The organism is Pseudomonas sp. Q1, from assembly GCF_009935975.1.
GTDB classification, from domain to species: domain Bacteria; phylum Pseudomonadota; class Gammaproteobacteria; order Pseudomonadales; family Pseudomonadaceae; genus Aquipseudomonas; species Aquipseudomonas palleroniana.
In genome coordinates this window covers 215,754-240,124 of sequence record NZ_QODI01000001.1, presented here as the reverse complement: position 1 = coordinate 240,124, position 24,371 = coordinate 215,754, and the positions used below count along the sequence as shown (strand labels likewise).

The following is a 24,371-nucleotide window of genomic DNA, read 5'->3' as shown; positions in this document are numbered from 1 at the left end:
ACTTTATGGTTTCTTTTTCGGTGCCTTCAATGCCAGGCAAATCTCATTGATATCGTCTCCGGCCAGCCGCTTGGCTGCGCCGTCCAACGGGTCTGCCGCAAAGGCCAGCGCCTCGTTGATTGCCACGTCACGATGTACTTCAAATGGTGGGGACTCCAGGCGCTGCTTGAAGGCCTCGACCATGTCCAGGCCGAAGGCATCACTCTCGTCCACCTGATTGACCACTACATGCACAGAGGGTGGGCGAGAGCCCTCAAGATGGGGCGCCAGCAGTTGGTCAAAATGCTCCAGAGTGGCAAGACACGCAGCATCGGGATGAACCACCAGCAGCACCACGTCGGCAACGCTCAGCGCTTGATGGAAGTAGACGTTATTACCGGCAGGCGTATCGATGATCAGCGTTTGCCGCTCGCTCAGGCCCAGGGACGCGAGACGCTGCGCCAACCAACCGGGCTCATGCTTGAGCCAACGCTCCAGGTTTTCCTGCTGCTGGAAATCGATATCGCCAAAGGTAATCACCTGGCAACCGGCGAAGCTGACCTGTTGCAAATCCCCCCACTGCCCATGCTCCAGACTGGTGCGACCAATACCGGGCAACGCCGCACTGACGCCAAAGTGATGGTGCAAGGCATTTTGCGGGTCCAGATCCAGCGCTACCACTGACTCACCATGACGCTGCAAGCCACTGCTCAAGGCCGTGGCCAACGTGCTGCGCCCAACGCCGCCATTGATAGACACCAGCGCCACGACCTTGGCGCGCACAACCGCGATATCGGCGGGCGGGGAATGTGAGTGGGTGTTTTCGTCGCCAGGCACACTGCCAAAAAAGTGCATCCGCGCATTAATGCCTTGGGCATCGTGGCTGACATCTTTGCCAAATAACGCCAAAAGTTCTTCGCTGAGGCTCATAGCCTTCTCCTCACGACGCAGCTTAAAGACGTGAAGTTCGGCAAGCAGGCACTAGCCGCAGGTCTTTTTTATAGGCGTCCCGGTGAATGCATTCTGGGTCAGGCACAGAAAAGTGTCATTATTTTGATGTTTTAGCAGATTATTTTTCGGACGAACGGCTTTCAGTCAATTAAATGGCTCTCCAGCCACGTACTGCCCCTTCCCCTTCAGCCCTCCTTCGTATCGGCAAGTACATAAATATTCAGCCAATACACAACGAGACAAAACCCAAGATCGACGACACAGACCAGATACCTCCCAGGCGCTCAATGACCTCACCCCATCACTGACCCTGAGGACACCACGATGAACCCCAACAACTGGAAACCCCTGATCGCCGCCGCCCTGCTTGCACTGACCGCCACCGCACACGCCGGCGCAACCCCCAAGCCAGACATCCAGCGCGTACTCTCCACCACCGAAGACACCCGCTCGGGATGCGGCATAGTGAACGCGCGAATGACCTATCTCGACTCAAAGAACCAGACCCAGGTGTTGGAGTACATGAAATTCACGGACAACTGTGGCGATGGCAACTGAGCTGATTTGACGGCCCCGGAGCACGACTCGCCGCCATGAAAATACGGCCTGCTCAAAAAAACCTCTGCATTTGCAAAAATAGTCAGAATTCAGGGGTTTACAGATGCCTGCCAATCGCTATAATCGTCGCCCTAACACGCCGGTATAGCTCAGTTGGTAGAGCAACTGACTTGTAATCAGTAGGTCCCGGGTTCGACTCCTGGTGCCGGCACCATCCAAGGTTCCAGAGAAGGCTTTCAAAATCTCTGGAACCCCCGAAAAACCCGCCTTCTGGCGGGTTTTTTCGTTTTGGCGTTCCATCGGATTCCGTCAGAAACTGGTGGATTCCAACCGTTTTAGGGGTAGAGTTTGGGATACAGGTCACTTCGATAAAAGGGAGTACCCTTATGTCGCGTACTACTGCTCCGCTCTCCGACGCAGCTTGCCGCTCGGCAAAACCTACAGACCGCGCCTACAAGCTTTTCGACGGCGACGGCCTCTATCTCCTAGTCCAACCCAATGGCCGCAAAGGCTGGCGGCTCCGCTATGTCAAACCTGACGGACGCGAAGGACTGACCTCGTTCGGCAACTACCCCGTCATTGGCCTCGCCGATGCGCGCCGCAAGCGCTTGGAAATCAAGCGAATGCTGGCGGATGGTATTGATCCCATAGAAACCAAGCACCAAGCGAAGGCAGAAGCCGTAATCAAAGGCAGAACCTTTGAAAGCGTTGCACTCGACTGGCATACGGAAATGTCGGCCAAGTGGGCACCAGGTCATTCCAAGACGGTGATGAGTCGCCTCAAAACCCACGTATTTCCGCTGATCGGCGCCCGCGCCATTGTCGACCTCGACACCCATGACCTCATGCAGCCCTTGGAAGCGATCAAGAAGCGCGGAACGATAGACGTTGCTTTAAGGGTACAAAACTACCTGCAGAGCATCATGCGCGAGGCAAAGCGCCTCCGGCTTATCACCGTAAACCCTGCTTACGACCTCGAAGGCTCGATCAAGGCCCCGCGGGTGGTGCATCGCCCGGCTCTACCCTTATCGCGACTGCCGGAACTGCAGGAGCGGATCGACACCTATAAAGGCCGGGCACTTACCCGTCTGACAGTGATGCTATCGCTGCATGTGTTTGTACGATCCAGCGAGCTGCGCTTCGCTCGCTGGAGCGAGTTCGACCTCAAGCGCGGCACCTGGGAGATACCTGACACTCGACCAGCGTTGGAGGGAGTACCCTTTTCCACAAGGGGTACGAAGATGGCAGGAGATATCCATTTAGTACCCTTATCGCCACAGGCCGTGGCCCTGCTTGAACAGATCCACGCCCTAACCGGCAAATTCGACCTGGTATTTGCAGGGGATGCCAAACCCTGGAAGCCCATGTCCGAAAATACCGTGAACAACGCGCTTCGGACGATGGGATACGACACCAAAACCGATATCTGCGGGCATGGGTTTCGTTCGATGGCCTGCAGCGCACTGATCGAGTCAGGATTGTGGTCGGAGACAGCTATTGAACGGCAGATGAGCCACAAGGAGCGCAACAATGTCCGCGCCGCTTACATCCACAAGGCCGAGTTCATCGAGGAGCGCAGGCTGATCATGAACTGGTGGAGCCGGTATTTGGAGGCCAACCGGCAGGAGCATGTCAGCCCACACGAATTCGCGAATCAGACCGGACCTAACGTCACTCGCCTAAAAGCAAAACGTGGCGCAACCGAGTAAGCGCTCGACCTACAGGCCACAGCTCCGCAAAAGGAATATGGTTTTTTATTGATTACGGCTTGAATGCACGTCGAATAGCAAGGCCTTTGACGACTGGCTGCATTCGCCCTTAACCGGTCGAAGTGAAGCCGACGTACGCATTCCCACAACATAGACCGGACCGTCCACGCCGTCCGACCTAATCACTTGGGGAGAATTGCTTACTGTCCGGCTTTAAAAGTTATTGTTGCGACCGCTGCAGCGAAGGTATCACGGTCACATGCCTCTAGAATGTGAAGCGGTATTCCGAGCTCATTGCACACTAACTCCGCCTGAGCGCGCTCCGCGGCTAAGAATTGGATCGTATGGTCAATATCCACTTCCCGGCTATCACGTTCTCGTATGCGAGTCGCAATTGTATTAGCGTCCGCTTCCAGCAGTAAAACTCCATCAAGGCGAAGAGCCTTAAAGACGTTCGCGGCCAAAGGTGAAAACTCACCCTGAGCATCCAGCAACACAAAATGTCCGTCCAGCAGCAACCTAGTGCCGGCCTCATTGTGGCGAGTGACAGCATTCGCCAGTGCTATCTGATTGGCGTCCACATCACCGACCCGTTTGTCCGTCCCCCAGTCCGGTAACGCGCGCTCCTCCTTGATCAGCTTACTGGCTGAGGTTTGCATTAGGCCTAAGGCCTTAGGAAGTTGAGAGGCGAGGAAAGTCTTACCGACACCGTGTACACCTGCGACGAATATGTTCATACAGATCCCTCCGATGGAAACATGGCGCGCATTACGCGTGGGAAATCGTTCGGACCCAGATAGAGAAAGGACTGAGGTGGTGTGAAGTTCGCGAAAAGATCCTTCGGATCGACCTGAACTTCGGCGATCTTTATGCGCTGGATCATCACACCGAACGCAGTCTTCTTCCCTTTGACATAAGCCTTGAGTTCGTCATAGGTCACGCCGCCCCCGTTGGCGTCTGCCAAGGTCCACAGACTCTCAAAGTCGCACTCCTCAATCCGATCGATAAAGGCTACTCCTACCAGCCTCTGCTTTGGTGCTGACGAGTACAACACCATGACGCCAATATCGTTGGACGGCCAGCTTCGACGCAACTCGACGCGCTTCGTCCCTGCAAGGATCAGGTCGGCGTATTTTGGCTTTATCGAAAGTAGGACAGCCCTACCGCTCGGTTGCTCGAATGATTCGGGAAAAAGACTCATCAGATATTTTCGTGATCGATTGAATGGGGCCCCTGACGATCCGCGAGCGCTTAAGGTCCGCATACTCTAGGGGGGGCTCGAAGTGACATATCAGACGGAATAGCATCACCTTGGTCTCAGTCCTGGCCATTTCCTCTATTTGCTCATCAGAGTACACGGTTCTACGGCTCACAATCTGTGCGATATCGTCAGCCGCTTCCGACCACTCGTATCGCTCAACAACACCCAGTGTCGTCAGTGCACGCATGTCGCGACTGCGATAGAACATTACGACATCGCCTGGACGCGGCTGTTTGCTGGGGGTGTGACAAAGGTATGCGAGTTTGATCGCATTGCTGACATGCCTTTGCGGATGGTTATCAGGCAATGCATGCCCTGGACGCTGATAGTCCGGGAACAAAATGTCATGGTACTGAGGCTGAATTGGCACTATAAATTTATGGACATCATCACCGCCCATGTAATGCGGATAATAGCGCTGGACGTACTGGAACGGGTCCATCTGCAGCGGAGGCGGGGCGACAGGATGCGCTTTTACGTAAACTGCGTCCCCTTGGTAAAGCCCCTCGTAGCGAAAACCGAAGTCTTCAATCAATGTGATCAGTTGTGACTGCTGAACGTTGTTAGCGTGCAGAAAAATCGACTCACATTGGTGGTTTGTCGCGTACTTGAAGGCAGCCCGGAGAAACAACTCTCCGAGTTTCCTTCCACGAACGGTTTCGCCGACCTTGAACGTACAAAGCTTCAATGCCCTGCCGACAAGCACCTCACCATCGTCCGTTACAGCCTGGTCGGCCTGAACAGCGTAAATACAGATAGCCGCTATAGCCTGATGAGCGTCTTCGCGATAGACCCAAGCACGACGCCCTTCCATGGCCTTCCGACGAAACCAATCGTTAAAACCATCGTAGCCCGCACGGATACTGTCGAAGAATGGCCCAGCCAGTTGGTGGGTCAACGTATGGATTTCAACGTCTTCAATGTGGGGGAGTCGCACCTCACCAGGCTCATGGAGCCGGCGCAGCCAGTCGTCCGCAGTCTGGATGAAGTACACGCGGCTACTCAGTCCGCGTGCCCGCGCCTTACGGTGCAACCCCTGATCCTCGGTCACCAAAACGTGCGCTGCATCATTCTCTAACGCGTAGAGAATTTCATTGTCACAAGCGTCGTTTACCGAAGTTTCAGGCGAGTTCCATGGACAAGCTGGCCCAGCCTGCAGTTGAGTGTACTGACCGAGCCTGGCCAAGGTGCGCTCGCGCCGAGCCTCATCAGTGTCACGCCTGATGTCCGCGGCTGACGCAGGGTGGTAAAGCAGTTGGTAGCCGTGCGCACTGCACAACCTAACGAAGTTTGTAAGACTGGGCTGCAGTACCACCATGGAGTCCTGAAGCGGGATCAGGATGTTGGTGTCTAACAAGAAACGAAGACGCAATGCCAAGGATGCCTCCAGGTGGCGCAGTCTAATGCACGACATTAGCTGTCGAACACGAGGTTACGCCCGTTGACTACTCTCGCCACTCAACCCAAGACATTGCTGATGGACTGATGTTATTTAGCCACGGAGTCTAGGCAGACAGCCGGTAAACCGCAACGCACATCGCTGCCGAGCCCTGAATAGAGAAAATACAAACAGTCGGTCAGATGGGGCGGGATAACGCAGCGTTCGAAATCTAGATGATCCGCTTGTCCTCGCGGGTCCATCCAAACAGGGCTGCAAAGCCGCCCTGCTTGGATGGACCTCACTTAAAAAATCTAAAGCGCATGCAAACTGTCTGTGGAAAACCACAGATTTCCACCGGTGGATAATTTCATCCACAGCCGCAGAACTCCCGAAAATTCGAGCCTTGACTCAAATTATCCACAGGCGTAGAAAAGATCGGGCAAAGCGCTGTCGTTGACAGCAACCCAGGTAGCCAGAACCTTTAAGGCTACGCCACACGGTGGTGGTTCTCCCAAAGTGCGATTAGCGTCCGGCGGCTCGCACGGTCACAGCGATGTGATGGATGCCTACTTTTACCAGCGTGCCCACTGCGGCAACTCATACCCTTTCATAGCTGCCCTGCAGCAACCTATCCGCTTGGCCATTTCATTGCGCCAACCTACGCCCGTCTCTTTCTCCTGGAAAGAGACGGGCGCTCCTACCGCTGCTGCAGCCCAACTCGTAGGAGGCTTTACGGCATTTCCCCTCGTGACAATCGGCGTGACCAACACCGAAAAGTCACCAGCAACAGCGATGCAGATGATGGTGCCGCAGCCCACGGAATGGACTGCACCTGACTGACAGTCAGGCACGCCCCGGTCATCGCTTCACTGCCTTCACCCGACTCAGGATCTCGCGGCGCCGGTCTCGTCAGCCAGTGCAGTCTCCACCCGCCCACTTCTTCGGGAGTGTTCAGGAGACCAGGTCATGAGGTGCCCAAGCTCCCGGTCGTAAAGAGCCGTCAGTCCCGCGTCAGTGGACAACCCTCACAGGTCGCAGGGGCCTTGATCCCTGATAACACTCAGCATTCTTGGCGGGATGACGTGGGGATGGTTTTAAAAGTTTGGCTTCGAGAGGCGTTTAATCATGGCATTGGTAGGCAGACGGGATGGGCGGAATTTTGGCTATGGCCGGCAATTGAGCTACGCAGGACCGCAGGCATTGAAAGACATGTTCGGCGGCGGCCACTACGGCACAGTCAAAGCGCATTCTGATCGGTGGCAGGCATTTGTGAAGTGGTGCCGATCCGAACAGGGGCCCGGTATCAATGATGCGCGGCAGGTTGATCGGAAGGTATTGGCCAACTATGCGGCGTATCTCCGCGACCTGGTTGGGCGCGGTGACCTAGCCATCAGCACCGCGCAAAATCGGCTATCCAGCGTTAACAGGACTATGGCGGCGCTTCGCGGTGATCAATGTGTGAGATTGCCGAGTCCGAGCAAGGCGTTGGATATGCAGCGCACAGGGGGGCGTCACTCGATGCCCCAAGGCCAAGATCGAGAACAGGTTAAGCAAATAATCGATGCGCTCTGTAGTCGTGATCAGTTGCGGGCCGCAGCGATTGTACAGTTGGCGCGAGCCACCGGCATGCGTTTGCGTGAGGCCATTTTGGCTGACCTGCCACGGCTAAGCCTTGAGGCCAAGGACTTTGGCAGGGTCAACATTCAGGACGGTACCAAAGGTGGCCGCGCCGGTGCATCGGCGCCACGTTGGATTACGGTGAATGACCACATTCGAGGCGCGCTTGGATTTGCGCAGCAGGTATCGCCTGAAGGTAGCCGCAACCTGATTGCACCGAAAGAAAGCTACCTGAACGTTCTGCGGGAAGTCGTTCGCCCTGCCCGGGACGTTCTTCATGCACATAACCTCAAAGGCTTTCATGAGCTAAGGGCAGCGTTCGCGTGTGAGCGCTATGAGCAAATCACCGAGCACTACGCACCTATCAACGGTGGTGAATGTTGCAAGATAGATAAACGCCTTGATTGTGAGGCTCGAAGGCAGATCAGCTATGAGCTTGGACACGGGCGACTCGACGTGGCCGCTGCCTACATTGGGGGGAGAACATGAGTAAGCCATTCGATATGGAACTGTTCTTGGCTGGGATGCTGACCGGGTCACACGCGACGCGGCAACGCCATTTGCGGCAGGCGAAAATCATCCAAGCTGAAATCTCTGAGCGCTGGCAGCGACAGACTCCTTGGGCTTGGCAGAGAAAGCATGTGGTTTGGTTTCTTGAGCATCGCTTAAATCGGCGCAGCGAGCTGACGCGGTATTACTATTTGCTGACCATACGATTGCTCGCTCGTCGTTTAGAGAAACCATGGGTACTCATCCTCTGATCGAGGATCTGGTTTTGATAAACGCCATAAAAACTCTAAGATTAAAACAACACCACAGAACCACAAATTCTGACTATTGAATTAAAATCCAGTTCGCACCTTCATGTCCGCCCGATAAAAATTATCTCTAGGGAACACAGATACATACTCGAAACCGTCAACTTTATACCGCACCCAAATATTGTCCACGCTCTTATAAATCAGGCACCCCGTCTGACTCTCCTTATCGTTCACATGAACAATCACAAAATTGCACCCATTGGAAGCAGCAACCTCTCCACCGCTTTTCATTGCCGAGTTAAATAAATAATTTGAGAACCAAACGATGGACACCAGCAATAACACACCCTTCAACTGCGAGCACGCCAGCAGCAAATTCTCAGATCGTTCCGATGCAACTCGCTTCAAATACATAGTCCCCAAAAGCGCTAATAACACATAGAGAACAACAAAAAACAGAAGCGGATATACAACAGGACTTATTACCTTAATTATCTCTCTGCCGCCCTCAAAGAAAATTTGATCGACAGCAACATCAACAAACGCAGGATCAACATTCATGCTTCGAAAGTAGCCATTGAAATAGCCCCTTCCTGAAGCATATGTAATTGCTGTAAGGATGAATGCCCCACCTACAAACTCTAAGATTCCATTTCTCACTGGCATTACCTATTTCAAGTCTAGGCGAAATTGTTCACCCGCTCCGCCAAGCTGGTCCTTGAGCTGCGGGGATGATTCTGCTGACCCTTGGATATTTATCTGAGGCGAAAACGAGATAGATGGTAATGCGCTATCAACATTAGCTAATTTTAGATCAAGGCTAGAGGTCAAACTTGAAACTCCTTTCTTGTCCATGATCTGCTTATACTCCTCAAGCATTTTATCCATTTTATCCCTGTTAGCAGGTTTTGTTGTTCGCTCCTGGGACATATCTTCTTGTTGAAGAGTCGAAACTATTTCTTCAGAAAGACTATTCAGCGCGTCGGACCCGCCTTGACATCCAGTCAATCCAAAAGCTAGCAAAGCAGCTAAAATCCGAGCATAGACTTCAGGCCTTACACCATTCAACACCCTAACCGCGTGGTGAAAATACCCTGGCGACATTACTTCAGCTTGAGAGGTTAACCTCTCTTGGAAGTCAGCCCCAAGCAAGCTTTCCTCTAGCAGTTTTGCCAAGTCAAATCCTGGCAACGTGGGTTTTAATAGAGCGTCGGTAGCCAGCTGCGTGCAAACTACAAAGTCAAGCAACCTACACATATTACGAGTGCCGACGGGGCCACTTCTTGCAACGCGATTTGAAAAATAAACAACGTCGTGACGCACAAAAACAGGATAAATCAAGGAATAAATTTTATCCCAATACTCATCCAAACTAGATACTGTATTTCTGGCTAAAAGAGGCTTCTTCAGACCGGCGCTAAGAAGCTCACGCGAAATTGGTTTCCCCCAAGCCACATTTCTACGCAACTTAGAGTCCAAATACTCAACCTTTGACTCTTTCGCACCTCGATATATTGTATTTTTCAGTACAGTTTCGTCGATATAAGACTCCGACGTGAACTGACCAATAGCTATATGACTCTTACATAGAGTTACAACCAGATCGCCTACGCGCATTTCTTGCGCAAATTTATTAACTTGCGCTTCGCGATTGGCTAGAGACATTTTACTTTCGAAGTACTCTTCCTCGGCCAGCTCAACATCCGGCTCAAGATCAGGACTCGTATCATCGAGCTTCTTTAGCGCTGCTAATTGGGAGTCAAAAAAATTATCAGACTCGGCTTCGAGATACCCGCGCAAAACCTCCCTCGAAGGAATCTCTTTAAGCGCATGTTTTTTGATCAGCTTGTCGATATGAGCTATTGCAACAACGCCATGCTTCAGGAAATTCTGAAAATGCTTTCCGCCGGAAGCCCTAACCAACCATATGCGCTGTCCTTCAGGGTACACAAAGACTTTCGGCAGCACCGTCAATTCCCTCTGCAATATCACAATGATGGCGCAGTATAATTTTCATACAATAAAAAATGCAACACAAATCCCTGAAAATCTACCCCACCCTTAACGACGAATTCAATGCCTAAAAATTTCACTGTGCGCTGGCGACCAAGATTTTGTACTAGATAGTATACAATCGAACATCCCGATGCATTGCAATATGAACTCAATGCCAAAACCAGTCTTATAAAAAACTCCCAAACTAGATATAAGCGATAATTATATAAGTGCTGAAATACATATTCCATTGGCAATTCGATAGGCAAGCGTTGGTGATGGACCGCAATACCGGTGTTCGAGAGGCTCTCTTGGGCATAGCGCTTATGCTTAAGCCTGAAGTTGGATATAGCGGCGGCGTGGAAATGCAGCGCTGCGAATGCTGGCTGATGCCGAGCACAAGACGCTGCAATACATCGAGGGTAAGGCGTTTTTTACGATCCTGGTGTGGTGTTTTCTTGCTCCTGCGAACTATGAGGGAAGTGCCTGAGAATAGTTTTTGAGATAGAACAAGGTACCCCTAAAAATAAAATAATTATATGTCATATAGTTATGCAGTTTTTCGACTCCTGGTGCCGCACCATACAAAACGAAGCCCTCGCAGAAATGCGAGGGCTTTGTTGTTTCTGGAACGTCCATTTTTCCGTCAACCCACTGACAATCTTCCAGCCAATACACCAACACAAACTAAGTAACTTCACGCTTATTGGCCGAAAACACTGAACAGTGCATCCAGCATCAGCGTGCTTATCTTTGCCCCCTGCCTCTCTAGACTGGGTCGTACCTTTCCCAGCCCAAGGAGCATTGTCATGTCCAAACATTCAGTCAATGGCAAGGTCGTACTGATCGCCGGCGGTGTGAAAAATCTCGGCGGTTTGCTCGCCCGCGATCTCGCCCTGCAGGGTGCCAAGGCGGTAGTGGTGCATTACAACAGCGCCTCCAGCCAGGGCGATGCCAACGCCACTGCGGCGGCTCTCGAGGCGCTGGGAACTCAGGCGGTGGTGTTGCAGGCAGACCTGACCACAGCCGGGGCCGTGGAAAAGCTGTTCAGCGATGCCGTGGCTGCAGTCGGGCGTCCGGATATTGCGATCAACACCGTGGGCAAGGTGTTGAAGAAACCCATAGCTGAGATCACTGAAGCTGAGTACGACGAGATGATGGCGGTTAACTCTAAAACCGCGTTTTTCTTTCTCAAGGAAGCCGGCAAGCACCTCAACGACAACGGCAAGATCTGCACCATCGTCACCTCGCTGCTCGGCGCGTTCACGCCGTTCTACGCGGCGTATGCCGGCAGTAAAGCGCCGGTGGAGCAGTTCACCCGAGCGGCTGCAAAAGAACTCGGCGCGCGTGGTATTTCGGTGACGGCAGTGGGCCCGGGCCCGATGGATACACCGTTTTTTTATCCGGCCGAAGGTCAGGATGCGGTGAACTATCATAAGACCGCCGCGGCGCTTTCGCCGTTCTCACGCACGGGCCTGACTGATATCGAGGATGTGGTCCCGTTCATTCGCAACCTGGTAAGTGATGGCTGGTGGGTGACGGGCCAGACGATTTTGATCAACGGCGGGTATACCACCAAGTAACGGGCGAAAAGCGATTGCAACCCCGTAATGCGGCGTTGACACTTTTCCCGACAAACCAGGCCGTGGGGTTGCTATGAGCGTCGATCAGTCTGCACATCACCCGCCGGTTCGAGCGAAACAGGCTAACGCCGTCGTCGAGCACTGATAACCCATGGACCGCATCGACCAGTACCAAATTTTCGTTCAGGTGGCTGAGCTCGGCAGCTTCATCCAGGCCGCACGCCTGCTGAAACTGCCGCGTGCCACGGTATCGGCGGCGATTCAACAATTGGAAGCCAATACCGGAACGCGCTTGCTGCACCGCACCACGCGTAAGGTGTCGTTGACCACCGATGGCAGCCAGTTACTGCAGCGCGCACGCCAGGTATTAGTCGAGATCGATGAGATCGACCAACTGTTCCACACCCATCAAGAGCAGGTGATGGGGCGCCTGGAGGTCGATGTGCCCAGTCGTATCGCCCGGCGCCTGCTCATTCCTGCGCTGCCCGATTTTCTCCAGCGTTACCCGCACCTGGAACTGGGCCTGGGTTCCACCGACCGCTCGATAGACCTGGTGCAGGAGGGCGTCGATTGTGTGATTCGTTTCGGCACGCCGCAGATCAGCAGCCTGGTAGTGAAACCGTTAGGGCAGGTGTTGACGATCAACTGTGCCAGTCCCGCTTACCTGAGCGAGTTTGGCGTACCCACCGACCTTGCCGAGTTGCAGGAGCGGCACGTATGCGTCGGCTATGTGGCGGGATCGAGCGGGCAGGAGGTTCAGTGGGAATACTGTCTCGACGGCGTCCGGCATTCGTTGCCACTGCCCTGTCGCTTGGTGGTCAATAGTGCGGAAAGCTATATCACCGCATGCCGCACAGGCCTCGGTTTGATTCAGGTGCCGTTGTTCGATGTGCAGCATCTACTCGATAGCGGCGAGTTGGTGGAAGTGCTGGCAGCTTACCGGCCGCCGTCGATGACCGTGTCTGTACTGTATCCGGATCGTCGCCAACGCTCTCGCCGCCTCAGTGCCTTCATCGAGTGGTTTGCCAGCTTGATGGCGCCGTACCTGCAAAGTAGGTAACGCTATTTGAAAGCCAGCTGGCAGGCCTTTCAACTGCTCAGTGGTAGCGCGCAGCGGCGAGGCGTAGATCTCGGAAATTTAGACGGTGACGTGCAAACGCACATCGACGTTGCCACGGGTGGCGTTGGAATACGGGCACACTTGATGGGCCGCCTCCACCAACGCGTGTGCATCGGCTTGCTCCAGGCCCGGCAGGTTGATGTTCAGGTCGATATCCAGGCCAAAGCCGCCTGGGATCTGGCCAATGCCAACCTGCGCCGTGATCGTGGCGTCGACCGGAATGCTGCGTTTGCTCTGGCCGGCGACGAATTTCAGTGCACTGATGAAGCAGGCCGAGTAACCGGCGGCGAACAGTTGCTCAGGGTTGGTGGCCTCACCACCGGCGCCACCCAACTCATTCGGAGTGGCCAGTTTCACGTCAAGGTTGTTGTCGCTGGAGATGGCCCGGCCATCACGACCACCGGTTGCGGTGGCGACTGCGGTGTAGAGAATTTTCATGGTTTTCCTCACTTTTGAATGTCTTCGGGTGCCTTACCGTCTCAAGCCACGACCGGAGTCGGGCAGACTGCCTGTCGCTGCCAAGCCGTCGGTGTCATGCCTACGGTTTTCACGAAGGTACGGCAGAAGTGAGATTGATCGCTGAAGCCGCATTCCAGCGCGATCTCTGTGAGCAACATCGTGGAAGTCTTCAATAACTCTCTGCTCTTCATGACCCGCTGTTCACGCAGCCATCGCTGCGGGGGCATCCGGGTGCTTTCCTTGAACATGCGGGTGAAGTGACTGCGCGACAATGCGCAGGCTTCAGCGAGTTCAGTCACTGAAATGCCGGTATCCAGTCTGCCCAGCATCAGTTGTTTGGCAGTGCTGATCTGCCAGGATTTGAGCGGTTCTGTCGAAGCCAGTGTGAGAGTCGCAAGCACGGTAGATTTGTCCATGTTCATACACATCTATTAATCCGGGTAACCGGGTGCAAGCGCCTGACTCGAACAGCACTGGGCACTGGAAACCCCCAGAGGTTCCAGGCCAGGCTCGTTTGACTCGGTTCAGTCGACTGCGCACCCTTCGCAAGTCTGTGAACAGCCCCCGGGGCAGGGGCTGGCGATGGCTCAGACAGATGCAGCGACAGGCGCCAAAGTAGGGCCGTGCTGAACGCGCTCAGGCGCCTTGTGCACCATGGTGTAGGCGTAGTCGACGCCCATGCCATAGGCGCCAGAATGTTCCTTGACCAGTTCCATTACGGCGTCGTAGGTGTCGCGGTTCTTCCAGTCCCGCTGCCATTCCAGCAGCACCTGCTGCCAGGTTACCGGTACCACGCCGGCCTGGACCATGCGCTGCATGGCGTAATCGTGGGCTTCTTTGGTGGTGCCGCCGGAGGCGTCTGCAACCATATAGATTTCATAGCCGGCATCGTTCATTGCCGACAGGGCGAAGGTGGTGTTGCATACCTCGGTCCACAAGCCGGAGACGATGATCTTGTTGCGACCATTTCGCTTGAGGGCGTCGCGTACTTTCTGATCATCCCAGGAATTCATGGAGGTGCGCTCCAGCAGCGGGGCGTCCGGGAATACAGCGAGTAGCTCAGGGTAGGTGTGACCTGAGAAGCTTTCTGTCTCAACCGTGGTGAAGGTGGTGGGGACATTAAAAATCTTCGCGGCCTTGGCCAAGGCAACGCTATTGTTTTTCAGCGTTTGCCGGTCAATGCTCTGAACGCCGAAAGCCATCTGGGGCTGCTGATCGATGAAGATCAGTTGGCTGTTCAGCGGAGTCAGGACTTCAGTTTTAGGATTGCTCATTTTTTGTTTTCCTTTCGGCTTGGATGAAGTTCTATCGCACACGTCTCGGGTCCGGCACCTTGCAGGCATCACCGTAGCCATGAGCGCACTCCTCAGCGTCATGGCTTGAGGACGAGCAAAAGATAACCAATCAAGACACTTCTTGGTGGCGCACTTTTGCGCCTGTATTGGCTCATTTATGCGCCATCATCTACGCGATCGCGCTGTTAGCATTCGCCCACCCATTCGGATCAAACCGATCCGTCATGTGCAGGAGAATGCAATGGCAGCGTCACAACCGTTCAACAAGCAGACCGCCTACTGGGGCGTTTCCTGGGAGGAGGCATATGGCTATCCGCAGGCACGGCGGGTAGGAAACGAGATCTACGTATCAGGTCAATTCAACCATGATGAGGAAGGTAATCTGGTAGCCCCTGCACCGCTGAACGCCGACGGCAAGCCCAGTGATTTCTCTTCGATGGGAGAGCAGATGCGGGTCTCTTATGACAACATTTCGAAGCTGCTCGCCTTGTATGGCGCCACTCTGCAAGATGTTGTCGAGGAAACCCTTTATGTGCTGGATATGGACGCTGCGTTTGCCGTGGTCGGCAAAGTGCGCAAGGCGGCCTATGGCACTGAGCGGCCGCAGTGCGCGAGCAATATCATTGGGGTGTCGAGACTTGCCCAGCGCCAGCAGTTGATTGAGATCGTGTGCAAGGCCGTGATTGGCGCCCGAGACATCTGAGCTGCACTCCCGGTTTCGATCTAGACGACCGGGAGTATCAACTGCCCCTCGACCAAGGGTTTTTGACTGGCCACGGCAGCGGCGCAGAAGGTCATGAATGCTTTGACTCGCCACGATTTTCGAATGTCCTGGTGAGTCAGCAACCACAACTCATCCTGAAGCTCTGGCACCACCGGGCCGGCGCGTACCAACCCTGGGGTTATGTCGCCCAACATGCAGGGAAGGAATCCAAACCCCAGACCCGCCGCAATTGCAGCGCTTGCTGCTGCAACTGAATCGGTGCGGTACGCGATGCGCTCAACAGCGACTCGGTTTTCGACATAGCTTGTCGCCTTCAAACCGAAGAGCGCTGCTGAGTATGACACCCATGCCTGGCCCTCTTCGAAAAGGGGCGCGGCAGTCACCTGTTTGGCGCAGCAGTAAGGTGCCCAGGCAATATTCGCCAGCTTGCGTCCCACCAGGCTTTCCGCAGGTTTTCTGGTCGCTCGAATCGCGATATCCGATTCATCCCGTGCGAGGCTGAGGGTTTCATTGCCCACCAGCACCTCGATGGTGATGCCCTCGTTCAGGGCTTTGAAATCCGCGATGATGGGGGTGAAGAAGTACAGCAGCAGCGAGTCGCTGGTGGTAATTCGAAGTTTGCCGAGAGGGCCCTGGCCTGAACGTGAAACACGCCGCGTGACGCTGACGATATCCAACTCCACTCGCTCGGCAAGTGCTCGCAATTCAGCGCCCTCGGCGGTGAGCAGATACCCGGATTTGCGGTGGTCGAACAACGCGATGCCGAGCGTTCGCTCAACTTGAGCAACTCGGCGCGAAACGGTGGATACGTTGATGCCAAGCTTCTTGGCCGTAGCCGAACGATTGCCGCAATCACTGAGCGTCTTGATGATGCGCAAGTCGTCCCACGAGAGCTGATTGACAGCCTCGCCTACGTCCCACTTCGTCCCATCAGGGGCAGCCGGAGTTTTTCCAGTTAGCGATTTCACACAGTTCGTTCCAGATGCGAAGGCGCTGATGATACGAGAAGGGGTTGGGTGAAGCAGCCATATTGTTCCGTCGACTGGTTGAAAACGGCTGCTTCCGGTGGATTCCTGCCTATTTTCTGCGCAAGGCCCAACCCCCCCACACACGACTCATACTCGGCAGACAATCAAGCAACCCGCCCCCCTCTCCTACGCAAGTAGATCATCTGCACAGTAACGCCAATAACAAGCAACAGCGCTATCCCCGCTTGCGCACCGATCAGCACCGGCGATTTCAAATCGGTAACAAAAGGATGACCATCAGGCACCCGACGCAATGTCTCGGACACCGTCGGCACCATCAGGAAAAACGCCGTCAGGCTCAGGAAGATGGTTTCCAGATAAATCCGCGCACGGCCCAGCCAGGCCAGGTGCGCAACGCCATAACCGGCCACGAGCAAGGCAATCGTGATGACGCCAATGAGGTTGCTGACCGGTTGTTTGGCGACCAGGAACACGCTGAAAGCACCGATCAGCATCGAGGCCAGATAGAACCTGCCCGGTGTTGAGCGGGGAACGATGCGCCCGGAGCGGATGAACATGTAGGCCGCCAGTGGAATGGCGGGCAGGCTGCCGAGGGTGTGGATCCAGCCGAGGGTGGAGATTCCGAACATTTTGCGTTTCCCGTGTGATTGGAAGATGTGCATAAACGACCTGCGCTGGAAACGCTCATCCAGATCGCCTCAGCGCGTTATGATCCGGTAATCAGCTTATTAAAGGCATGGCCGTGCAGACATGACCAATCCCCTCGAACATTTGATCATTCATCCGGAAATGCAGTTGGAGGGCCTGGCCAAGGGCGACCTTTTGTCTCAGGTACTGGCGCAGATTCGTCTGACGGGCGACCGCGTTTATGCCTCTGAGCTGACCATCGGGCAGCCGCTCAAGCTTGATGAAAAGAGCGCGCATATCTGCGTAGTCCAGCAAGGCGGGTTGCAACTGGAGAGTGGTGGTCAACCACCGGTGATGCTGGAACAGGGCGATGTGCTGCTACTCCCTCACGACCCCACAGGTAGCAGGATTACGGCATGCAGTGGGCCGGCCACGGTGGTGGTCTGCCGATTCTGGTTCGATGCGAGCAGTTTCCAGGCGATGCTGTTTGCCCTGCCGCAGTTGATCCACATCCGACAGACCGAAGCGGCGGCCTGGGCCGAAGGTATTCTGCATTTCATGTTGCTCGAAGCCCATGACACGCAGCCCGGCGGTGCGTTGATGATTTCGCGCCTGATCGATCTGGTGGTGATTCGCATCCTGCGCACCTGGGTTCAACAGGGTGGTGCGTCGGGATGGCTCGGCGGGTTATCGGATGCGCGTATCGCCCGGGCGCTGCGGGCTATCCACGCAACGCCCGGCCAGCAGTGGCGCATTGATGCGCTGGCGGAAGTTGCCGGCATGTCGCGTTCCAATTTCTGCGAGCGGTTCAGTACGTTGGTCGGGCGCTCACCGTTGCGCTATCAGAATGAGTGGCGGCTGACCTTGGCAAAAACCATGCTTTCCCGGCAGGGAGGTCGCATCGGCGAGGTTGGGTTTGCGGTGGGCTATGAGTCCGAGGCAGCGTTCAGCCGGGCCTATAAGGCTTTTTTCGGGCGTTCGCCTCGGGATGACCACGCCCGACACGCACCCGATAAGTGATCGCCTGCACATAAAAAAACCCCGAACCAGTCGGGGTTTTTATCGCCTGGGATCAGGCGCGACTTGCGATCAATCAGAAAACGTTGATCGGGTAGTCGGCGAACAGACGGATTTCGTTACCGCCTACGTTGTAGTTGCTGGCGTTGTTGGAGACGCGCAACCAGGACGCACGCGCACGCAGGCTCAGGTCTTTGGCTGGGCCGCTCTGTACGACGTACTTGAACTGGTTCCAGATTTCACGCTCGGTGCCGTCGCCACGGTTGCTACCGTCGTCGATGTTGGTACCGCGAACGTAGGCAACGTTGTAGGTCAGGCCCGGTACGCCGAAGGTGGCGAAGTCGATGCCGTAGCCAACCTGCCAGGAACGCTCGTCCTTGCCGTTGAAGTCAGACCAGTAGGAGTTGGCCAGCAGGATGGTGTTGCCACCGTCGCCGATGCCGCCGGCGTTGCGGTAGCCGCCGTACAGGTAGCCGGTGTCGCCGGTGCTGCGCTGGTGAGCGACGGTGAAGCTGTGCGGGCCGACCGCCCAGGTAGCGCCCAGGCTCCAGATCTTGTTGTCGCGAGCGTCCGCATCACCTTGGTTTTCCAGGGCGAAGCTGCGGTCCAGCTTGGTTTTGTAGCCGTTGAAGTCAAACGTCAGGGACTGTTTCTCTGGCAGGGCCAGCACGTAGTTGACGTTGACGTATTGCTTCTTCAGCACGTCCTGCATGTTGGAGGCATACAGTGCAGCCGACAGGCTTTCGGTGAATTTGTAGCTACCACCGATGTAGTCGATGCTTTTCAGGCGGCCGCTGTCGCTGCCTTCGGCGCTCTTGCGAGCTTCCTTGGTGAAGTGACCGGCGTCCAGTTGCAGGCCGGCGATCTCTTTGGAGACGATCGAGGTGCCTTCATAGGTTTCCGACAACAGGCGGGAGTTGTCGTACTGCAGGACCGGTACGGCTGGCATCTGCTGACCGTATTTGATCACGGTATTGGAGATGCGCGCCTTGACGGCTGCGCCACCCTTGGCCAGGTCGTTGGCGGCTTCGCCGCTGTCGCCTTGTTTGAAGAAGTCGATACCACCAGCGCCGCTACGGCCTTTGCCACCATCCAGGCGAATGGCGTACTGGCCGATCACGTCCACACCCACACCGACTGTGCCTTGGGTGAAACCGGACTCGAACTTGCCGATGAAACCCTGGCCCCATTCGGCTTTGTCTTGCTTGCCGTTTTTGTAGTCGCGGCTGATGTAGGCGTTACGGGCAGCAATGTTCAGGTGGCTGTCGTCAACAAAACCCTTGGATTGCTCCTGGTCGTTTGCCATGGCTGTCGATGCGCTCAAAATCCCCAGAGCGATCAAACTCATCCGTTGCTTCAACATATTCTTATATTCCTTATTACTGGTTGAGTACGCGCTGTGACACCAGGCTCCGTGTCGCTTTTCTGGTGTCGGCTTTTTCCGGAAAAAAGAAGGCCCGCGGACGACTGAACTGCCGCGGGCCTTTTTTTATTGGAGTAAGTCATGGCGGTTAGCCACAGGCGTTGGGCGCAATCCTATGCGCCCGTTGAACTATGTGTCAATTTCGTGAATCGTCTGTATTTAGGCGAAATAATTCTAAGCAGCGTCCTACTGCGCCCACTGTGGACAGGTATGCACAAACCGGCAACTGCGCGTGGCGCTCTTCAGTTCTTCAATAAATCACACAATGCTTGCACTTCATCGTCACTGAACAACCCCACCGGATAGCGCTGCATCACCACACTGCGCAGGTCTGCCCGCCTGGCTGGTCGCGGACCATTTGCCTTCAACCACAGCGCCAATGCGTGGATCGCATCACCGTTGACCCGCGTCGGGTGGAACGGGCGCGTGTAGATCAGGTTGATATCGGCATTCATTTCAGCGCTCTCTCCTACTGCGTGAGCGGCTAACTTACTCAAGGTTTGTGACAGAACTGCGCGGTCATCAAACCTTGATCATGGTGACAACACCGATACAAGAGCTATGCCAATGTCCCGTATTTGCAGGCTTTAGAGCATAAAAAAGCCCGCGACCTTGCTGGGCCGCGGGCTTGCTATGGGCGCTCTAAAGAGGTAGCGCGCAGCGCTGATGCCAGCGCTGTTACAACTGCACTCAGTTTTTGTGCGGGGCGGGCTGTTGTTGGGTCAGGCAATGGATATTACCGCCACCCAGTAACAGTTCACGGCCCGGCACCATCACCACTTCGTGCTGCGGGAACAGGTGCTGCAGGATGGTCCTGGCCTGGCCGTCCATCGGATCGTCAAAGCTCGGCGCGATGATGCCGCCGTTGACGATCAGGAAGTTGACATAGGAACCGGCCAACCGAACGCTCGGGTTACGCTCCTGGCTGCCATCCACCGGGTCCACGCCTGCGCACTCTTCCTCGGTGGCGAACAGCGGCCCCGGGATCGGCATTTTGTGCACGATGAACGAGCGTCCCTGTGCGTCAGTGCTACTTTGCAGCACATCCATGGCCGCGTGGCAGCGCGCATAGTTCGGGTCTTGCGGGTCGTCGGTCCAGGCCAGCAGCACTTCGCCTGGGCGTACGTAGCAGCAGAAGTTATCCACATGGCCGTCGGTTTCGTCGTTGAACAGACCGTCCGGCAGCCAGATAATCTTATCCACAGCCAGATTGACGCTCAGCACGGACTCGATGGCCGCGCGGTCCAGATGCGGGTTGCGATTACGGTTCAGCAGGCATTCTTCGGTGGTGATCAGCGTGCCTTCGCCGTCGACATGGATGGAACCGCCTTCCAGCACGAACCCTTCGGTGCGGTAACGCGGTGCGCGCTCGATCTCCAGGATCTTGCCGCCCACCTGCGAGTCACGGTTCCACGGCGCATACAACCCCCCGTCAAAACCGCCCCAGGCGTTGAAGTCCCAGTTAACCCCACGCACCTCACCGCTGTTGTTGATGACAAAAGTCGGGCCGGTGTCTCGCACCCAGGCGTCGTCGCTGGACATTTCCACGACACGGATATTGGGCACATCCAAACGTGCGCGGGCGTTTTCGTACTGGCCGGCGGAAACAACAACCGTCACCGGCTCAAAACGCGCAATCGCCTTGGCCACCGCCACATGAGCCGCCTGCGCCGGTTTGCCGCCCAGGCGCCAGTTGTCCGGGCGCTCGGGCCAGATCATCCAGGTTTGGGTCTGTGGCGCCCATTCGGCGGGCATATAGAAGCCATCGGCGCGAGGTGTGCTGTGCAGGGTGGTCATGGCGTTCAGGACTCCGAATGGGGGAATGGCCGACTTTATAGCGGATAAAAATCGACTTTAAAAGCAATAAAAGATCATACAAGGAAGACATTACATAAATTGGCCGATAAAAATCGGCTACTTACAATTGCTCATCCAGCACCTTCGACAGCATGTCGACGAAGAAATCCACGCTGCGCCTGGACGTGACCATCGGCGGCTTGATCTTCAAGATGTTGAGATAGTCGCCGGTCGGCTGCATGAAGATGCCCAGCTCGCGCAGACGATCGCACAACAGCGCGGTCTCGAAAGTGGCGGGCTCCAAGGTATGCCGATCACGAACCAGCTCCAATCCCAGATAGAACCCAGAGCCGTGAACAGCCCCTACCAATGGGTGACGGTCGATCAGTGCCTCCAGGCGAGCCTTGAAATGCCCTCCCACTACCTGGGCGTTTTCCCACAGCTTTTCTTCCTCCATCACATCCAGTACCGCCATGCCGATACGGCAACTGACCGGGCTCCCCCCTGCCGACGAGAAGAAATAGCCCTCGGCCTCCAGCGCCTCGGCGATCTCCCGTCGGGTGATTACCGCACCCAGCGGCTGGCCGTTGCCCATGCCTTTGGCCATAGTGATGATGTCCGGCACCACGCCCTGCTCCTCAAAGCCCCAGAAAAAATGCCCCATGCGGCCGTAGCCCACTTGCACCTCATCGGCGATACACACACCGCCCTGGGCACGTACCAGGCTATATACCTGCTGCAAATAGCCCGGCGGCAGGGAAATTCCACCGGCATTGCCGTACACCGGCTCGCAGATGAAGCCCGCCAACTGGCGTTTGCTCGCGGCGATTTTCGCCAGGTTATGCTCCACGCTTCGTACGTAATCCGGCGCGCTGTCCGGCCCGCGGAACTCACCTCGATAGGTATTCGGTGCGGTCACCGGGTGCACCCAATCCGGGCGGCTGCTCAATGCCTGGGGGTTGTCGGCAATCGAAGTGGACACCGCATCCGCCGCCACCGACCAACCGTGGTACGCCTCCAGCACGCTGAGCATGTCGCGCCCGCCGCTGTAGGCCCATGCCAGGCGGATCGCCAGATCGTTGGCCTCGGTGCCGCTATTGACCAGGAATACCCGGTCCATGCCATCCGGCGCCAGCGCCAGCAAACGTTCGGAGAACTCGGCAATCGCCGCGTAGTGAAAGCGCGAGTTGGTATTGAGCAACGACCATTGCCGCGCCGCCACTGCGGCCATACGCGGGTGACCATGGCCCAGCACCGCCACGTTGTTGAGCATGTCCAGGTAGGAACGGCCCTGCATATCGATCAGGTGGTTGCGCCAACCCCGCTCGATACGCGGCGGATCGACGTAATAGTGCTTCTGCGAACGCGCGAAACTGGCGTCACGTCGCGCCAGCAGGGCTTCGGGGTCCAGTTCCGGCTCGGCATCACAGGCCAGGCCCAACAGTGTTGCGGGTGAGGGGCAAAGCGCCTGCCAGGCCGGCGCCCTGGAGGGCGTGCAGAACAACGGCGGCTCAAGCTCCGCCCGGCACAACTGGACCGTGAGCGGCGCCTGCACTTGCCCCAGGACCTGCCCTTTGACCAGTGCCGAGCCAGGCGTCAACTGCGTCTTCACGCCCCATAAGCGCAGGCTCAATGGCGTACCCTGCAAACACACTAAACCGTCGGCGCCCGCGTGCAATGTCCCGGCAAAAGGCGCTTGTACGACACTGCCATGGGGAAGATGCAGCTCCACATGCAGGGCAAAGGTTTCCGGCTCGGCGGCGCTGTCGGGGCGCGTGCGCGACAACCGATACTGCCCATATCGGCTGGCCGCCAGCCCATGCACCGCCGCCGCCTCATCCAGCAGCCGGTGGTCGATACCCGGCACTTCCCAGTTGCCGGCCTCGAAATGCGGGCTGAGTACACCCAGGTCGATCAACGCAAACTCACGTCCTACCAGGCCAGGCAGCAAAGGGGCAAAGTCCTGCTCGGCAATCGTCGGCAACGTGTCACCGAGGCAACTGAAGATCGCGGCCTCCATCAACTCGAACGGTACCGATGTCGCCACATGGAAGATTTCCCACTCGTGCTCGGCGTTTTTCAACAGGTAAGCATTGTCCGGGTCCAGGCGTTGCTGCTGTTCGCTGCTCAGCACCAGCACCGCCGCACGGGCGACGATCAACGGCCATAGCACTTGCAGCTCTTCGCGTTGCAACGGCGTGACTGCGTGGCACGCCTGGATCGCCGGCAAAATGGCAAACGGATCCCCTTCGGCATGGTGCAGCAGCGCCGCGCAGGTGACTGACAGGTCGGCAATGCGCCAGGTGTGCACCAGATCACCGAAATCAATCACGCCCTGGCATTGCCAATGCCGCTGGGCGTCGCGCTGCCACACGACATTGTCGTCAGTGATGTCCATATGCACCGCCTGCCATGGCAACCGTTGCGCCAGAGGCTTCACGTACGCTTCGACCTGCCGGGCCACCTGTGCCAGGGCGGCGCGCTGAGGCAGATCCTGCAGAGTCGTCAACAAATGGGTGATCAGTTCCTGTGCATGGCGCGGGTCCCACTGCAGGGTACGCTCCAGGCCCGGGTGTTCGAAGCCCGCCAGGGCCTGGCTCATCCGCCCGCACAGCGCTCCGAAGCCTTGGATCACTTCGCGGCTCAGGTGCGGCAAATCGGTCAGGGGCCGGCCGTCGATATACTCCAACAGCCGCAGATGCAGGGTTTGGTCATCGAGGCTTACCGTCAGCAGCTCGTCGCCCTTGAGGCTCTGGATGACCTTCGGTACACGTAGGTGCTCGCGTCCCTGCAGGTCCTTGAGGGCGGCATGCTGGGCCTGTAATTCAATGGCGGCGTAATCGCCCCGGCTGATTTTCAGAACAAACCGGCCTCGCTCGCTGTCGATCTTGTAGTTGACGTCTTGTTGGCTACCCAATGACTGCAAGGAACCATCAAGGCCATAATGCTGCTTGAGTAATTGCGCCGCTTGGTCAGGGCTCACTTGTGGGCAAGGCAAACTGGCACGATGGATCAATGTGGCAAGCAACATTGTGACGCCCTCTGTTTTTTCAGGCGTATATATCGCCATTGTTATGGGCAGTTAATCAACCCCTCATGCTCGCCGTGCTTGCACCAGCCCGCCT

The 24,371-nt window shown here is 56.1% G+C and carries 23 protein-coding genes and 1 tRNA gene; 9 read left to right on the top strand and 15 right to left on the bottom strand.

Going from position 1 to position 24,371, the window contains the following annotated elements; all coding sequences use genetic code 11:
- Positions 1-3: 3 nt before the first annotated feature.
- The gene (gene bcsQ, locus DK870_RS00990; protein WP_161547684.1) at positions 4-909 is read right to left on the bottom strand and encodes a cellulose biosynthesis protein BcsQ; all 906 of its coding nucleotides are present in this window, start codon (positions 907-909) and stop codon (positions 4-6) included.
- Between the two features lie 345 nt (positions 910-1,254).
- Here bcsQ and DK870_RS00985 point away from each other — a divergent pair, with 345 nt between their 5' ends.
- The 3 genes from DK870_RS00985 to DK870_RS00975 all read left to right on the top strand — a co-directional run bounded on the left by DK870_RS00985 (position 1,255) and on the right by DK870_RS00975 (position 3,197).
- Positions 1,255-1,488: a DUF2790 domain-containing protein gene (locus DK870_RS00985; protein ID WP_060754628.1), complete on the top strand. Its 234-nt coding sequence runs from the start codon at positions 1,255-1,257 to the stop codon at positions 1,486-1,488.
- A 138-nt stretch (positions 1,489-1,626) separates the two neighbouring features.
- Positions 1,627-1,702: transfer RNA gene (locus DK870_RS00980), tRNA-Thr, on the top strand.
- Between the two features lie 172 nt (positions 1,703-1,874).
- A complete protein-coding gene (locus DK870_RS00975) occupies positions 1,875-3,197 on the top strand; it encodes an integrase arm-type DNA-binding domain-containing protein (RefSeq protein ID WP_161547683.1) in 1,323 nt (440 codons plus the stop codon).
- A gap of 200 nt (positions 3,198-3,397) precedes the next feature.
- Here DK870_RS00975 and DK870_RS00970 read toward each other — a convergent pair whose 3' ends face one another.
- Genes DK870_RS00970 through DK870_RS00960 form a run of 3 tightly spaced genes read right to left on the bottom strand, consistent with a single transcriptional unit; the run spans position 3,398 to position 5,836 of the window.
- The gene (locus tag DK870_RS00970) at positions 3,398-3,934 is read right to left on the bottom strand and encodes an ATP-binding protein (protein ID WP_065946691.1); all 537 of its coding nucleotides are present in this window, start codon (positions 3,932-3,934) and stop codon (positions 3,398-3,400) included.
- The gene (locus DK870_RS00965; RefSeq protein ID WP_065946692.1) at positions 3,931-4,398 is read right to left on the bottom strand and encodes an ASCH domain-containing protein; all 468 of its coding nucleotides are present in this window, start codon (positions 4,396-4,398) and stop codon (positions 3,931-3,933) included. Before DK870_RS00965 ends, DK870_RS00970 begins: the two co-directional genes overlap by 4 nt.
- Positions 4,358-5,836 (bottom strand): GNAT family N-acetyltransferase, encoded by a 1,479-nt coding sequence (locus tag DK870_RS00960; protein WP_200889127.1) that lies wholly within the window; start codon positions 5,834-5,836, stop codon positions 4,358-4,360. Before DK870_RS00960 ends, DK870_RS00965 begins: the two co-directional genes overlap by 41 nt.
- Before the next feature lie 1,128 nt (positions 5,837-6,964).
- Between DK870_RS00960 and DK870_RS00955 the strand changes: the two genes are divergently transcribed.
- Entirely contained in the window at positions 6,965-7,945 is a 981-nt protein-coding gene (locus tag DK870_RS00955) for an integrase domain-containing protein (protein ID WP_065946693.1), read from the top strand.
- Complete coding sequence (locus DK870_RS00950; protein ID WP_038998267.1) at positions 7,942-8,217, top strand: hypothetical protein; 276 nt, start codon at positions 7,942-7,944, stop codon at positions 8,215-8,217. The genes DK870_RS00955 and DK870_RS00950 overlap by 4 nt, the downstream gene beginning before the upstream one ends.
- Positions 8,218-8,298: 81 nt before the next feature.
- On the opposite strand, the gene DK870_RS00945 is transcribed toward DK870_RS00950, so the two are convergent.
- On the bottom strand, positions 8,299-8,883 hold the full coding sequence (locus tag DK870_RS00945; RefSeq protein WP_143497503.1) for a hypothetical protein: 585 nt from the start codon (positions 8,881-8,883) through the stop codon (positions 8,299-8,301).
- Positions 8,884-8,886: 3 nt separating this feature from the next.
- Positions 8,887-10,185 (bottom strand): hypothetical protein, encoded by a 1,299-nt coding sequence (locus tag DK870_RS00940; RefSeq protein WP_161547682.1) that lies wholly within the window; start codon positions 10,183-10,185, stop codon positions 8,887-8,889.
- An 836-nt stretch (positions 10,186-11,021) separates the two neighbouring features.
- Between DK870_RS00940 and DK870_RS00935 the strand changes: the two genes are divergently transcribed.
- Positions 11,022-11,795, top strand: coding sequence for an SDR family oxidoreductase (locus tag DK870_RS00935; protein ID WP_161547681.1), 774 nt, complete (start codon positions 11,022-11,024; stop codon positions 11,793-11,795).
- Positions 11,796-11,946: 151 nt separating this feature from the next.
- Complete coding sequence (locus DK870_RS00930; RefSeq protein WP_161547680.1) at positions 11,947-12,855, top strand: LysR family transcriptional regulator; 909 nt, start codon at positions 11,947-11,949, stop codon at positions 12,853-12,855.
- 78 nt (positions 12,856-12,933) lie between these two features.
- Here the strand turns inward: DK870_RS00930 and DK870_RS00925 are convergent, their stop codons facing one another.
- The 3 genes from DK870_RS00925 to DK870_RS00915 all read right to left on the bottom strand — a co-directional run bounded on the left by DK870_RS00925 (position 12,934) and on the right by DK870_RS00915 (position 14,648).
- Positions 12,934-13,353, bottom strand: a complete 420-nt coding sequence (locus DK870_RS00925) for an organic hydroperoxide resistance protein (RefSeq protein WP_161547679.1) — start codon at positions 13,351-13,353, stop codon at positions 12,934-12,936.
- A gap of 41 nt (positions 13,354-13,394) precedes the next feature.
- Complete coding sequence (locus tag DK870_RS00920; RefSeq protein WP_104996195.1) at positions 13,395-13,796, bottom strand: helix-turn-helix domain-containing protein; 402 nt, start codon at positions 13,794-13,796, stop codon at positions 13,395-13,397.
- Between the two features lie 165 nt (positions 13,797-13,961).
- The gene (locus tag DK870_RS00915) at positions 13,962-14,648 is read right to left on the bottom strand and encodes a hydrolase (protein ID WP_161547678.1); all 687 of its coding nucleotides are present in this window, start codon (positions 14,646-14,648) and stop codon (positions 13,962-13,964) included.
- Positions 14,649-14,910: 262 nt separating this feature from the next.
- Here DK870_RS00915 and DK870_RS00910 point away from each other — a divergent pair, with 262 nt between their 5' ends.
- A complete protein-coding gene (locus DK870_RS00910) occupies positions 14,911-15,372 on the top strand; it encodes a RidA family protein (protein WP_104995250.1) in 462 nt (153 codons plus the stop codon).
- 20 nt (positions 15,373-15,392) lie between these two features.
- Here the strand turns inward: DK870_RS00910 and DK870_RS00905 are convergent, their stop codons facing one another.
- A complete protein-coding gene (locus DK870_RS00905) occupies positions 15,393-16,361 on the bottom strand; it encodes a LysR family transcriptional regulator (RefSeq protein ID WP_178126848.1) in 969 nt (322 codons plus the stop codon).
- 164 nt (positions 16,362-16,525) lie between these two features.
- Positions 16,526-17,011 carry a hypothetical protein gene (locus DK870_RS00900; protein ID WP_161547677.1) on the bottom strand — a complete coding sequence of 162 codons (486 nt, stop codon included), beginning with the start codon at positions 17,009-17,011 and terminating at the stop codon, positions 16,526-16,528.
- Between the two features lie 121 nt (positions 17,012-17,132).
- Here DK870_RS00900 and DK870_RS00895 point away from each other — a divergent pair, with 121 nt between their 5' ends.
- Positions 17,133-18,029 carry an AraC family transcriptional regulator gene (locus tag DK870_RS00895; protein ID WP_161547676.1) on the top strand — a complete coding sequence of 299 codons (897 nt, stop codon included), beginning with the start codon at positions 17,133-17,135 and terminating at the stop codon, positions 18,027-18,029.
- A gap of 73 nt (positions 18,030-18,102) precedes the next feature.
- Here the strand turns inward: DK870_RS00895 and DK870_RS00890 are convergent, their stop codons facing one another.
- The 4 genes from DK870_RS00890 to DK870_RS00875 form a co-directional block, all read right to left on the bottom strand.
- Positions 18,103-19,389, bottom strand: a complete 1,287-nt coding sequence (locus DK870_RS00890; protein ID WP_104995247.1) for an OprD family porin — start codon at positions 19,387-19,389, stop codon at positions 18,103-18,105.
- A gap of 302 nt (positions 19,390-19,691) precedes the next feature.
- Positions 19,692-19,904, bottom strand: coding sequence for a hypothetical protein (locus DK870_RS00885; protein ID WP_161547675.1), 213 nt, complete (start codon positions 19,902-19,904; stop codon positions 19,692-19,694).
- 235 nt (positions 19,905-20,139) lie between these two features.
- Entirely contained in the window at positions 20,140-21,246 is a 1,107-nt protein-coding gene (gene aguA / locus DK870_RS00880; protein ID WP_161547674.1) for an agmatine deiminase, read from the bottom strand.
- A 121-nt stretch (positions 21,247-21,367) separates the two neighbouring features.
- A complete protein-coding gene (locus DK870_RS00875) occupies positions 21,368-24,277 on the bottom strand; it encodes an aminotransferase (RefSeq protein WP_161547673.1) in 2,910 nt (969 codons plus the stop codon).
- Positions 24,278-24,371 lie beyond the last annotated feature (94 nt).